This is a genomic window from Acinetobacter genomosp. 15BJ (assembly GCF_000400715.1).
Taxonomy (GTDB): domain Bacteria; phylum Pseudomonadota; class Gammaproteobacteria; order Pseudomonadales; family Moraxellaceae; genus Acinetobacter.
On the sequence record NZ_KE007346.1, the window covers coordinates 129,637 to 143,163 of the forward strand.

Sequence of the window (13,527 nt, forward strand, 5' to 3'; positions counted from 1 at the left end):
CGACCTAGCAATCATGGAATATAAAATGAATTTGATACAAGCCAATGGTCAGCCGCGTTATGGCCGTTTTGAGCAAGTACCTTCGCGGATTAATCTGGACGACTATATTTATAAAACGCCTTATGGACAGGTGTTAACAGGCTGGCGCAAACAACTTAAATATAAAAAATTTAAATTCTGTGGCTTACAGCATGAGCACTACAGCATTGGGGTAGCGATTGTTGATTTATCTTGGGCAGGTCATGGTTTTTTCTATGTTTATGATCATCAGTCTAAAAAAGTGATTGAGTGGAATGCAACCCAACCACTGGCATTAAAAACACAACTCGATGAACAGCCATTGTTTAGTCAAAGCTCTTTTAAAAAATCGGCTTATCAATTCGATATGCAACATGCCAATGGGGTGCGCTACATTCAAGTGACCAAACATGGTGAAGTACAGCTGAAAGCCCGAATTTTTTGTGCGGGTACGGATGCTTTAAGTTTGTGTAGTCCAACAGGGATTAATGGTTGGACTTATACCCAGAAGCAAACCACATTGGCGGTTGAGGGATTCTTTATCAGCCCAGATCGACAACAGATTGAATTTAATGCCCATAGCCTTGCAGCTTTGGACGATACCTGTGGTTTCCTCCGTCCTGAAACCGCTTGGTTCTGGTTGTCTTGCCAGTTCCGTAATGCGCAGGACCGCCGGATTGGGCTCAATCTTGCTTCTGGGGTCAATGAAAGTTTTGGCAATGAAAATGCGTTATGGGTGAATGGACGTTTGTATCCGCTGACAGATGTTTTATTTGAGCAGCAAAGTGAAAATGTCTGGTCCATTCGCTCGTTAGGTGAATGTTTAAATTTGGTAGTAGAAACAGGCTGGTGTCGTTTCGAAAATATTAATCTGCGTTTAATCGGCAGCCAGTTTAATCAATGGCAAGCCAAAGTCAGTGGCACCATTGCCCACGAACAGGTTGAGTTGGTGTCATTAGATAATGAATATGGTCTTTTAGAACAGCATTATGCGAAGTGGTGATGTTTTAAACTATGAGTTTTTTTCTTGTATTAAATATGCCATAGTGAAATGAGGTTGTAGGTATAAATATTAATCATGTGGAGCATTGTTTCACAAGACTTCATAATACAATATTAGAAAGGGGTAATATTCAGTTATGTGTTTTTATTATTCATAAGTTGGAATGTATAAAGATAATATTGATATTTTTATTCCATAGAAAGAGCTGAAGGGTAGTAATTTTTAAATGATTAAATCAGCAGAGGAATTTATTTTACTTCGAAATAGTGAAACACATGATGAATATATGCGTGCAGCCTATGAAAATGCTTCTGACCTTGTTTGGATAGATGTCATTTCCAGATTTCCAGAAATGAGAGAATGGGTTGCATATAATAAAACTGTGCCATTAAATATATTGGAAACTCTAGCAAGAGATAAAAATGAATCTGTTCGAGCGACAGTTGCTATGAAGAGAAAGCTTAGCCCAGAGTTGTTTGATTTATTATCCCGAGACAATAGTGAGGAAGTTCGTCATAGAATAGCATGTAATAAAAAAACGCCAATTTATATTCTGAAAATGCTTACCAATGATCCAATAATGTTTGTTCGTGAAGCTGCTTTAAAACATGTTGTAAATTAATAAATTACCTTGCTCTACCACCTTATGGTAGAGCATTTAATTTTTATTTCAAATCGACTAAAGCCCCGCTTGCCAGAACGCTTCACCCGCTGCAATCGGATCATTGGTTTTAGCCAAAGTATCAATCCAGACATCATACTGGCGAATAACAGGATGTTGATTCGGATGGAAATCTTTTTTAAACCAGTCGCTATATTGTGCTCTTTTCGCCGTTAAAATACCGTTACGACCAAAGAACCACGGTAAACCTTTACGTGCCATATCCAGACGTTGTCTCAAGTTGAAACCATCGGTTTTAAGCATTACATCAGTACGGTACAAGGTAAAGCCAAACATCATCACTGTGGTAAAGACCAAGGCAAAGCGACGGGTTGCTTCTGGCACTTCACCTACTTCTCGCATTACATCAAAAGCCACATCACGATGTTCCATTTCTTCAATCGCATGCCAAGCAAAAAGCGCACGCACAAATGGATCAGCTTCTGCTAGGGTTTCTTTTTTACTATAGAAGGTATCAGCCATCAGTGCGGTTAAATGTTCGGCAGCTGCGGTCATGGCAATGTTGTATTGTGGAGAGCGATTCTTAAGTTCAAATCTAAAAATTTTCTTTAAACGCGTGGTGAACTGATCTACAGGCATGCCTTGATCTTTCATGACTTGGTTCATTTTGTCATGCGCAATGCCATGTTGTGCTTCCTGACGGATAAAATCAGCAACACGTTCCTGCAAGTCTGGATCATCAATCCTGTCACGGAATAAACGGACGCATTCGATAAAATAACGTTCGCCATCTGGGAAAGTGAGGCTTAAAGCATCAAACATACGAGTACGGAACGGATCACCCCCAAACCAGAAGCGTGGCGCTTGATCGAGGTGGAAGTCCAGTTTGGTTCTGACAACAGGATCAACTTGATAGGAAACATGTGCATTCATCTTGACTATTCCTTGTTTTTCTTCATGAACTCAGTATGAAAAAACTCCGATGAAATGTTTTGACAGTTACAGCCAAGTTTTATACAAATAACGACAGATCAGGATGAGATTGGCGTATGTCAGTTAAAATAATCATTGGATATTTGCGATTGTTTAATCGTGTTTTACAACAGGAACAAATTGATTTGTCTAAAGTTGTTGCGCCTGAACTTTGGCAAGCCTTTCAAGCCTGTTTAGAAAATCCAGATGAAAAAGACTTTGATGTTGAACGCTACGCCTTATTGTTACAGGCCGCTCAGCCACACTTTACTCGTCCAATTACGTTGGTACTGGCTGAACATGCCAACCTACAAGATTTGGGGTTAATGGGCTATTTGGCATCGACCAGTATCGATCTACAGCAAGCCTTGCAATTATTACAACGTTATTATTCTTTGGTATTTAAACAGACCAATTTAGAGCAGCTCGATGTACAACAATTTTCTGAATATATTCAAATTGTTTGGAGTGCATCCTACAGTGATTATCGGGAAATGTATGAGTTGAATCTGGCCTTGATCTTTAAAATTTCTCAATCGATTGTGCAAGATGCTTTGGTTCCCCCTCAGATGATTCAATTTGGTTATGCACCGCATACTGCGCTTTATCATTTTGAAAAATTTTATGGCTGTCCGATTCAAATTCAGCAGGGGCAATATGCCATCCGCTTTTCCAATCAAATTTTAAAGGCAAAAAGTATTGCCGCGGATCAGCAATTGAACCATGTGTTATCCACTCAGGCACAACAGTCATTGAACAGTGTCAGTTCTTTTGAGGTTCAGCAGCAACAATTTCGCCAAAAGATACATGGCTTTATCGAGCAAGGTTTATTGCAGCAGGAAGAGGTGTTGCAAAGTTATGTGGCGAAGCGTCTGCATTGTTCAGAACGTACTTTGCAACGTCAACTTAAGGCCTATGAGCTGAATTTTCAGGATGTGTTGGACCAGTATCGTTTAGAACAGAGCAAATTGTATTTACAGCAGGGTAAGTCTTTTTCTGAGATTGCGGAGCGATTGAATTATGCCGATCAGAGTGCGTTTGGACGTGCATTTAAGCGTTGGACAGGAGTTACGCCCAAGCAGTTTTTAAAATCTCTTTAGATTTTAGATCAAACTTTTAATTAATAAGTGAGTTTAGCTAAGGTTGTTTAATTGATGAATAATCAGATGGGTTTGATATTTTCCTTACTTTTCAGGGATGAAAAGTAACAAAAATCCTCTGTAGGACTGACGGTACGTCCATGTTACCGCAGTCCAACGGGCGACATCCATGTCGCCTGCCACGATAGTAGATTGTCGCTTAAATTAAAGAATTATTAAAAATGTAAGAGTCGTTGCTATATTCAATATTCAATGATTACTCCAAAATTTTTAGCGCAGTTTTAAACGTGGATAATTAAAGGCAATCGCGAGGACTGCGCAAATTGCAAGAATCCAGCAATAATAGATATTGCCAATTAATTCAACAGGTGAGAGTTTGGCAATCGAACAGGCCAACAGTAGTTGCGCACCGTAGGGGATAATCCCTTGAACTACACATGAGAAAATATCCAGTAAAGCCGCACTACGTTTAGGGTCTACGCCATATTCTCTTGCCACTTCACGCGCCATATCGCCCGATAAAATAATCGCAACCGTGTTATTGGCGACAAAGAGATTCGAGAATACCACCAGAAAGCTAATCCCTAATTCACCTGCACGTTGTTTACCGAATTTAAATAGCCGTGTAATGGCATAGATACGTTGGATCAACCATTGCAAACCACCTTCTTTCTGCATCAAAGTCGATAATCCACCCAATAACATGGAAAGTAATGCCACCTCAAACATGCCGACAAAACCATCATAAATCGCGCTATTTAACTTGAGTAAGTCAAAGTCTGGCTTTTCAATCAGTCCCATCAAGCCCGATAAAATCACGCCGATCATCAGCACTGCGAGGACATGCAGGCGGGTAAAAGCGAGGAAAAACACAGCCAGATAAGGCAAAATCAGCCAGATATCATAAGGGGTTGATTGAATCGCTTCCGCCTCATGGCTCATCGAAATGTAGACCAATAAGGTCATAATGGCCGCAGGGAGTGCAATCCAGACATTGACTCTAAACTTATCTCTAAGCTCAACATTTTGGCTACGCGTAGCAGCAATGGTTGTATCTGAGATCATAGATAAATTGTCGCCAAACATGGCACCACCGACTACAGCACCAATTGCATATACTGGCGCAATATCAGTGGCTTGGGCAAAACCAAAGGCGATTGGGGCACAGGCTGCAATGGTGCCCATTGATGTTCCCATTGCTGTTGCAATAAACGCGGCAATGATAAACAGCATGGGTAAGACAAATTCTGGCGAAATAAGTGAAAGTCCCAACTGTACCGTCGCATCGACGCTGCCTATGGCACTGGAGACACTGGCAAAAGCACCTGCCAGCATAAATACCATAAACATCAGAATCAGATTAGGGTGACTGGCACCTTGCAAAAACTCTTCAATTGCTGCATTGAGTTTTTGCTTATATAACAACAACGCCAAAATGACGGCTGGAATAGCAGCAACAGGTGCTTTGACTTGATAGAAGGCAAATTCTGTCCCAATCATTGAATGATAGACACCACTCCCTAGAAAGATGATCAAAAATACCAATAGCGGTAGCAAAGCAAGGGCATTGCTTTGTACTTTTTCCTGAGAGTGGGCAGACATAAAAATAAAAAGAAAACTTAAAAATTGCGGCTAGTATAAAGGAGCTTGGCTGATTTCTAAAATGCAGTGTAATCCGCTCAAAATTAGGAAGCTTTGATCATTGAGAAAAAACTCAAAATATAGATAAATGTAGCAAGGCTGTTGTAAGTAGCAAGATTCACTGTCGCAATCACGTCAAACTCTGTTCAATGAACAAAAAATAGCGTTACAATGCAGTGTTTTTGTATGACTACAAACAACTCCTTAATTTATATAAATCAGGAAAGCATAATCCTATGTCACGTCTTGCCACTCGTTTTGAACAGCTTAAATCTCAGCAACGTAAAGCGCTTGTTTCTTATGTTATGGCAGGTGACCCGCATCCACAGGTAACCGTTCCATTGCTTCACCAAATGGTTGAAGCGGGTGTCGATGTCATTGAGCTAGGTCTACCATTCTCTGACCCAATGGCAGATGGTCCTGTGATTGCCTTAGCCGCTGAGCGTGCTTTGGCAGGTGGAACCAATACCTTAGATGCATTGGATATGGTGAAAGCCTTTCGTGAAAAAGACCAAACTACGCCAGTAGTACTGATGGGATATTTAAATCCTGTCGAAGTCATTGGTTATGAAAAGTTTGTTGCTTATGCGAAAGACTGCGGTGTTGATGGGGTGCTTTTGGTGGACTTACCACCAGAAGAGTCGAAGCAATTAGGTGAAGTTCTTAAACAAAATGGAATGGATCAGATCTTCTTGCTTGCACCTACCTCAACAGACCAACGTATCCAACATGTGGTCAATCAGGCCAGCGGCTTTGTTTACTATGTGTCACTCAAAGGTGTGACCGGTGCAGCAACTTTAGATACCTCTGAAGCAGCAGCACGTATTGCAAAAATTAAGTCTAAGACCAATGTGCCAGTAGGCGTTGGTTTTGGGATTAGTGATGCTGCGTCTGCAAAAGCGATGGGTCAAGTTGCCGATGCCGTGATTGTAGGAAGTGCTTTCGTTAAATCTTTTGCGACATTGCCAGCGGATCAAGCTGCGCAACAGACGGTGAATAAAGTGAAGGAGCTTCGAGCTGCGCTCGATGAGTTAGTATGAGTCAAGAGTTAACATCAGGGAAGGTTCTTAACCCTTCAACACCTTGGACTGAGCGTCACGTTCCTGGTATTCAGGTTGCAGATCAACAGCAGATATTTAAAGCGACCTTTACTGAGCCTACGATTGAATGCCCTGAGTGCCATGCGCTGGTAACACGTACTGCAATGTCATTTAATGCCTATGTGTGTCCGCAGTGTGATGAGCACTTACATATGCGTGCGCGCGATCGTTTGAACTGGTTCTTTGATCAAGTGAATGGTGAGTTAGGTCAAGAATTTAATCCCAAAGATCCATTAAAATTTGTAGATAGCAGACCTTATCCAGATCGCATTCGTGAAGCACAAGACAAAACAGATGAAACCGAAGCACTTGTGGTGATGCAGGGTTCGTTGAAAGGCCTAGACCTGATTGCGTGTGCCTTTGAGTTTGATTTTATGGCGGGTTCAATGGGTACAGTCGTTGGCGACCGTTTTGTACAGGCCGCTGAACGCGCAATCGCATTGCATCAACCAATGATCTGTTTTGCAGCTTCTGGCGGCGCACGTATGCAGGAAGGTATGTTGTCTTTGATGCAGATGGCGCGTACTGCTGCGGCAATCCAGAAAATGAAAGAAGCGCGTGTTCCATACTTGGTGGTATTAACCCATCCAGTTTATGGTGGTGTGACCGCTTCATTGGCGATGCTCGGCGACGTCCATATTGCTGAACCGAAAGCCATGATTGGTTTTGCAGGTAAACGCGTGATTGAACAAACAGTACGTGAAAAACTGGAAGAACCGTTCCAACGTGCAGAATATTTGCTTGATCATGGTGTAGTCGATCAGATCGTTCATCGTCATGCATTACGTGATACTGTATACAGACTTGTCGCTAAGCTGATGAATTTACCTTGAAACCACTCGCACCACATTCAACAGACACATTAACAACATGGCTCGATTATTGGGGCCATGTTCATGTTACAGGCATTGATTTAGGTTTAGAACGTGTCATTCCCGTCGCTGAAAAGCTCGGTGTGATGCAACCTCAAGCGAAGGTGTTTACCGTCGCAGGAACCAATGGTAAAGGTTCAACCACCACAACCTTGGCTGCGATTTTAAATGCGCAAGGCTACAAGGTTGGTCTGTATCAATCACCGCATATTTATCGTTTTAATGAAAGGGTAAAGCTGGCGGGTGCTGAGGTTGATGATCGAAGTTTGGTTGATGCTTTTGTTCTAGTCGATCAAGCACGACGTGAATGTGGTTTAAGTTTATCTTTTTTTGAAGCAACCACTTTGGCTGCTTTTTTGATTTTTAAACAGCAACAATGTGATGTTTGGGTGCTTGAAGTTGGTCTAGGCGGTCGTCTTGATGTGGTCAATGTGATTGATCCTGATATCGCCGTGATTACCAATATTGGATTGGATCATGTGGATTGGCTCGGGGACACCGTAGAAAAAATCGCATTTGAAAAAGCAGGGATTATTCGTCCGAATATTCCAGTCGTTTTCGCAGGTCAGCAACAACTGCCGCAAGCCATTCAAGATAAAGTGGTTGAAACCCAAGCTCAGCTATATGCCTTGAATCGAGATTATTTTTACCAGCAGAATGATGATGGCCAAACTTGGTCATTTGCGTCTTCTGGCACAACCTTACAGCTTCCTGTTGGGCAGCTAGCGCTCGATAATATTTCTACCGCAGTTGCAGCTGTATTGACGAGTGGTGTTGAGGTTTCGCAAGCAGCGATTGCAACAGGTATTCAACAAGCACGCTTACAAGGTCGTTTTGAAATTCGACAAATCCAAGATAAAACCGTGATTTTTGATGCTGGGCATAATGCGCATGGCGTCGAATTTTTATTGAAGCAGTTGCGAAAATTCTTAAAATACAATAAACAGTACACAGAAGTTGTTGCAGTATTTTCAATGTTGGCCGATAAAGACATTCCATCGGTCACTGATTTACTAAAAACAACAGTAAAAGATTGGTTTATTGCTAATTTAGATGTGCCTAGAGCTGCACCAGTGCAACAGATACATGATGCATTGCAAGGGCAACAGGTATACGAGTTTGGCAGTATCCAGCAAGCGTTTGAAACTGTGCTGAAACAAAGTAATAACAATCAGCTGATTTTAGTCTGTGGTTCGTTTCATACTTTAGAAGCGGTCTGGGAGTATTTAGAAGAATGTCGATGAATAACAAACAACGTTGGATGGGCGGCGTTGTTCTACTCGGTGGTGGTGTTTTATTAGCTGCATTGCTGTTAAAGGGCAATGATGAAATTGAGCAAGATCACACGCAAGCTCCAGTTACTCATCCGATTCCCAAAACTGAGTCTAAACCGAAAACGGCACAGCCAGCTCAAGACAGCGAAATGGTGTCATTGCAACCATTGGCTGTCGATGTGGAAACAGAAAAGCGGTTACTGGAAGAGCAGCGTCGTTCACGTGAAAAAGCGGTGGCTGAACAAGAAGCACGTGCGGCTGAATTCTTAAAGATGCAGCAACAGGCCGAAGCTGCAGCAGCACGTAAAGCTGCAGAAGAATATGCAGCGATTAATGCACGTCGTACTGCAGCTCAAGAAAGCTCGGATAATATTCCACCTGAATTGGTTGAAGACGAAAAAGCCAAGGCTCAACGACTTGCTGAAGAAAAGCGTAAAGCTGATGAAAAGAAGCGCATTGAGCAGCAAAAAACAGATCAACAGAAGTCTGACGCTGAAAAGAAGCTAGCGGAAGATAAACGTAAAGCTGAAGCGGATAAGAAAGCAGCAGAAGACAAGCGTAAAGCAGAAGCGGACAAGAAAGCAGCAGAAGATAAGCGTAAAGCAGAAGCGGACAAGAAAGCCGCTGAAGATAAACGCAAAGCTGAAGCAGATAAGAAAGCAGCAGACGATAAACGTAAAGCAGAAGCTGACAAGAAAGCAGCAGAAGATAAGCGTAAAGCCGAAACTGAGAAGAAAGCTGAGGCTGAGAAAGCACGTGATCTGATGGAAAATGGCGATAAAAAGTGGATGGTACAAGTGGCATTGGCTGCAAACCAAGCCAATGCAGACGCTGTAGTGTCGAAATTACGTGCTAAAGGCTACAAGGTAACGACTAGCCAGACCTCTAAAGGGATCCGGATTATGGTTGGTCCTGCCAAGGATCGTGATACTGCGGATAACACGCGTAAGAAAATCACAACGGATGAAAGCTTAAATATGAAATCTGCTTGGGTGATTGATTGGGTTCCGCTTGACCAGCGATAGACGTTGAGCATCCCCTAGATTAAATCAGGAACACATCACAAGCTTTATTCATGTTGTGAGTGTTCCATCAAAATTAAATAGGGGACTCGCGATCATGAATACCGCTATCAGAATATTAGAACGATTTTTTTTTTCACAAGATTCCGATGTTAGTGCACTGTCTGGTGTCGCTTGTATAGGGGACGATGTTTATTTTGTTGGTGACGATGTACGTTACTTATTAAAAAACAATCGGGACAATAAGCTGACCAGTGCAACGGTTTTTGAAAGAGTTCCGTTATCTGAGTCGGCTGAGCACATATCACTTAGCGTATTGAGCAAAGAAAAAAAGCCTGATTTTGAAGCATTAAGTTGCATAACCTTAGATGGGCAACAGCAACTATTGGTGATGGGATCAGGTTCTACCGAAAATCGGAAACAAGCATTACTTTATAATCCCTCTAACAATCAAATCAGCATTTTTCTGGATGCAGTTGATTATCACTTTTTAGAAAACAGCGTTGAATTAACGGGTGGAGCAGATCTCAATATAGAAGCCGTCTGTTCGGATGACTGTCACCTCTATATCTTTCAACGTGGCAATATTAATCGCCATCATGGTGTTTTAGCCTTTGATTTAGCTAAAATTCAAGCAGGAAAATCGTTAGAAAATGCGCTTATCAACTCGCTTAATCTCAATTTACCTGAGATTGGGGGAGCTGCAAGTGGGATTTCTGATGCCTATTTTTTTGTGGATAAAAATCTAATAGTTGCCACGGCAGCGGTTGAGCAAACATTAAATACCTATGACGATGGTGATGTGCTGGGTAGTTTTATTTTGCTGTTCTCGCCAGATGGTAAGGCGTTATCCAGTCATTTGATTCAAGATGAAGAAGGTAAAACGCTACCGATTAAAGTTGAAGGGATTACTTGGTTCGAGTCGAGAACTGATGGAGAAGTATTCTTATTGGTCACGGATAGTGATGGTGGAGATTCTGAAATTTTGAAGGTATGGCTGGCTCATTCAGCTTTTGAAAACCAGAAGGGGAAGTAAAATTTGCTTGGTGATCATGTAATTTTGAGCAGTATATTTTGCAAGTTGATTCATGATGACTAGATAAGCCAGTTCCTTTAATAAGCTCTATCTACTAAATAAATAGAGCTTCATCACTCAAAAAATCAATTTTTAACGAGATGGGTTCGACAATTGTTGTTGAATCCATTTTACATTTTCAGGTGTAAATAAATGGTCAATGTTTTTCCAAATCACATGGAAGCCATAGCCACCTTGTTTCATCTCTTTGACCGCATCATTAATCGACCAGTTTTCAAAAATAATACGATACATCGCAATAGTTGCACCAGTGCGGTCAGATCCGTGATAGCAATGCACTAAAATTTTATGATTGTTTTGCTTGGCTGTTTGAATTGCTTGCATGGTTTGCAATAGATCTTGACGATTGATGGCCCATGTGTAAATTGGAATATGCACTAGATTAAAAGGTTGATCTTTTAAAACTTTGGCATCTTCATTTCTAGCTCTGAGATTGATGACCGTATCAATATTATATTGTTTTAGGCTTGGAATGAGTTCATTACTGGGCTGATCACTACGAAATACATCATTGCTAATTTGATAAAAATTATGTGTATGGGAGATTAACGTTCCCCAGTTTTTAGGGCGTTGTTCATCAACTAGGCTAGGATGCTTCATGCATCCACCAACACTGAGTGTAGAAATCAGGGTGAGAGTAAGGAGTGTTTTTTTCATATTACAGATAACGATTGAATTCGACGGGATCGTGCGCACAAATTAACTCAATGCTTGGTTCATGTTGAGCGAGATATTGTAACTGCTTCAGGTTTTGCAAACGCAGTTGATTATCTTCGGCCAATAAACGTTCTGTGAGATCCAAGGCTCTGAGTTTATTTTTTGGATTGAGCTCTAAATGGGTGTAATAGGCATCACCACAAAATAACATCCAACCATCTGCTTTTTTGATGGCGATGCCACAGTGCCCTGCGGTGTGTCCAATCAATGGAATCATCAAAATTTCATCCTGAAATAATGGAAGCCCTTTGACTTTTTGCAGGTTAAACCATGCTTCGCCATCGTTATGCTCAGCAAAGCTCCAATGACGATGCTGTTTGAATTGTTCAGTTTTATAACGAAGCTTGCCTTTGGCTGTGAGTGATTGGGTGGCATTAAATTCCGCAGCTAAGAGATGCACGGTGGCATTGGGGAAATCTGAAATTCCGCCTGCATGATCAAAATCTAAATGGGTCACAAAAATGTGTTTTACATCACTAGGGTTAAAGCCGAGTTGTTGAATTTGTTGGATGGCAGTGAGTTTTAAATTCGGCACAATTGAACCAAACTGTTTAAGTAAACGGCCTAAACGCTGTTCAGTATGTAAATAGTCTTGAAGTCCTAGTCCTGTGTCAATTAAGACTAAACCGCGATCAGTTTCAATCAACAGGCAATGACAGACGAGGTGGGCTTTCCAGCCTTTTTGTCCAAATAATGGCGCGCAAGTCGGGCAGAAGCTACCACAATGTAGATGGTGGATATTGTAGATCATGGTGCTTTTTTTATTGTGTGGCGGATCGAATTATTTTTATAACCGATTGATTCAGAAATACCAAAACAATTTTTACTGGTATATAAAAAAGCCTATCCAGAGGATAGGCAGAGATGCATGTTATTCAATCTTGACTCGATTTATTCATTACAGATGTGCTCTTCACCTCACGGCCTGTTTATCTTCTTGCGAAGCTTCAGTCGCTTCTTAGGAATGAGCGTTGCTCGTCTTTATTACTACGCACTTCGTTTGTCTTGCGCTTCGCTTGAAGCCTTTAATTGGCTTCAATCTCGTAATTCACAGCATAGCTGTTCATCTTCTTGCGAAGCTTTAGCCGCTTCTCAGGAACGAGCGTTGCTCGTCTTTATTGCTACGCACTACGTTTGTCTTGCACTGCGATTAAAGCATACGCTTTAATCTTGTTCAGGCTGGGGGGTGAGTCTTAAATAAGGTTTGACGGCCTTATAGCCTTTCGGGAAGCGTTGTTTGATTTCTTCTTCATCTTTCAATGATGGAACAATGACCACATCTTCACCATGTTGCCAGTTTGCTGGGGTTGCCACTTTATGCTTATCGGTTAATTGTAGTGAATCTACCACACGCAATACTTCATTAAAATTACGGCCTGTCGATGCAGGATAGGTAATAATCAAACGAACTTTCTTGTTCGGGTCAATAATCACCAATGAACGTACCGTTAAAGTCTCACTGGCATTTGGATGAATAAAGCCATACAGCTCAGAAACTTTACGGTCTTTGTCCGCGATGATCGGGAAGTTGACCGTGGTGTTCTGCGTTTCGTTGATGTCCTGAATCCAACCTTGATGTGATTCAACATCATCGACTGAAAGGGCAATGGCTTTCACTCCGCGCTTTTCAAATTCATCTTTTAGCTTTGCGGTATAGCCAAGTTCCGTGGTACAGACTGGGGTGTAGTCTGCAGGATGGGAAAAAAGGATTCCCCAGCTATCCCCTAGAAAGCCATAGAAATCAATATCGCCTTGGCTTGATTGTTGTTGGAAATTTGGGGCGATGTCGCCTAAACGTAATGTCATGATCAGTCCTCTATACATTCTTTATGTTTTCTATCTCCATTCAATATGCAGTATTCTCTTTATAAATAAAAAGATTGTTTTTTCATTTTGTTATGAATTTTTTGGATATTAATACGTGGTGATGCTAAAAAATGATCAGAAATACACATTCAAATCGATGTAAGTTAAATGCAAATTTGCTACATTAACGCTCTTTGGTTGTGTGATGTCAGAATCGCCTCGCAGATTTTTTTGCCTGTTTGAATGCAAAGCACTTGTAGTTCTTATTTCTGACTCCATAATAA

The 13,527-nt window shown here is 41.4% G+C and carries 13 protein-coding genes; 8 read left to right on the top strand and 5 right to left on the bottom strand.

The window, feature by feature from the left end:
* The first annotated feature begins 25 nt into the window (after window positions 1-25).
* Window positions 26-1,021 carry a DUF2804 domain-containing protein gene (locus tag F896_RS16020; RefSeq protein ID WP_016162640.1) on the top strand — a complete coding sequence of 332 codons (996 nt, stop codon included), beginning with the start codon at window positions 26-28 and terminating at the stop codon, window positions 1,019-1,021.
* A gap of 226 nt (window positions 1,022-1,247) precedes the next feature.
* Window positions 1,248-1,643 (top strand): hypothetical protein, encoded by a 396-nt coding sequence (locus F896_RS16015; RefSeq protein ID WP_016162641.1) that lies wholly within the window; start codon window positions 1,248-1,250, stop codon window positions 1,641-1,643.
* Between the two features lie 57 nt (window positions 1,644-1,700).
* Here F896_RS16015 and F896_RS16010 read toward each other — a convergent pair whose 3' ends face one another.
* Window positions 1,701-2,576, bottom strand: coding sequence for a metal-dependent hydrolase (locus F896_RS16010; protein WP_016162642.1), 876 nt, complete (start codon window positions 2,574-2,576; stop codon window positions 1,701-1,703).
* Window positions 2,577-2,692: 116 nt separating this feature from the next.
* On the opposite strand from F896_RS16010, the gene F896_RS16005 reads away from it, so the two are divergent.
* Window positions 2,693-3,715 carry an AraC family transcriptional regulator gene (locus F896_RS16005; protein ID WP_016162643.1) on the top strand — a complete coding sequence of 341 codons (1,023 nt, stop codon included), beginning with the start codon at window positions 2,693-2,695 and terminating at the stop codon, window positions 3,713-3,715.
* 270 nt (window positions 3,716-3,985) lie between these two features.
* Here the strand turns inward: F896_RS16005 and F896_RS16000 are convergent, their stop codons facing one another.
* Window positions 3,986-5,317, bottom strand: coding sequence for a Na+/H+ antiporter NhaC family protein (locus tag F896_RS16000; protein ID WP_016162644.1), 1,332 nt, complete (start codon window positions 5,315-5,317; stop codon window positions 3,986-3,988).
* A 275-nt stretch (window positions 5,318-5,592) separates the two neighbouring features.
* Between F896_RS16000 and trpA the strand changes: the two genes are divergently transcribed.
* The 5 genes from trpA (at window position 5,593) to F896_RS15975 (ending at window position 10,660) form a co-directional block, all read left to right on the top strand.
* Window positions 5,593-6,396, top strand: coding sequence for a tryptophan synthase subunit alpha (gene trpA / locus F896_RS15995; RefSeq protein ID WP_016162645.1), 804 nt, complete (start codon window positions 5,593-5,595; stop codon window positions 6,394-6,396).
* Window positions 6,393-7,289, top strand: a complete 897-nt coding sequence (gene accD / locus F896_RS15990; RefSeq protein WP_004802814.1) for an acetyl-CoA carboxylase, carboxyltransferase subunit beta — start codon at window positions 6,393-6,395, stop codon at window positions 7,287-7,289. Before trpA ends, accD begins: the two co-directional genes overlap by 4 nt.
* Window positions 7,286-8,572 carry a bifunctional tetrahydrofolate synthase/dihydrofolate synthase gene (gene folC, locus F896_RS15985; RefSeq protein ID WP_016162646.1) on the top strand — a complete coding sequence of 429 codons (1,287 nt, stop codon included), beginning with the start codon at window positions 7,286-7,288 and terminating at the stop codon, window positions 8,570-8,572. The genes accD and folC overlap by 4 nt, the downstream gene beginning before the upstream one ends.
* On the top strand, window positions 8,563-9,627 hold the full coding sequence (locus tag F896_RS15980) for an SPOR domain-containing protein (protein WP_016162647.1): 1,065 nt from the start codon (window positions 8,563-8,565) through the stop codon (window positions 9,625-9,627). The genes folC and F896_RS15980 overlap by 10 nt, the downstream gene beginning before the upstream one ends.
* 94 nt (window positions 9,628-9,721) lie before the next feature.
* A complete protein-coding gene (locus F896_RS15975; protein WP_016162648.1) occupies window positions 9,722-10,660 on the top strand; it encodes a DUF6929 family protein in 939 nt (312 codons plus the stop codon).
* Between the two features lie 132 nt (window positions 10,661-10,792).
* Here the strand turns inward: F896_RS15975 and F896_RS15970 are convergent, their stop codons facing one another.
* The 3 genes from F896_RS15970 to F896_RS15960 form a co-directional block, all read right to left on the bottom strand.
* Window positions 10,793-11,377, bottom strand: coding sequence for a dual specificity protein phosphatase family protein (locus F896_RS15970; RefSeq protein WP_032882025.1), 585 nt, complete (start codon window positions 11,375-11,377; stop codon window positions 10,793-10,795).
* A 1-nt stretch (window position 11,378) separates the two neighbouring features.
* Complete coding sequence (locus F896_RS15965) at window positions 11,379-12,188, bottom strand: MBL fold metallo-hydrolase (protein WP_016162650.1); 810 nt, start codon at window positions 12,186-12,188, stop codon at window positions 11,379-11,381.
* Between the two features lie 413 nt (window positions 12,189-12,601).
* Window positions 12,602-13,243 (bottom strand): peroxiredoxin, encoded by a 642-nt coding sequence (locus F896_RS15960; RefSeq protein ID WP_016162651.1) that lies wholly within the window; start codon window positions 13,241-13,243, stop codon window positions 12,602-12,604.
* Window positions 13,244-13,527: the final 284 nt, after the last annotated feature.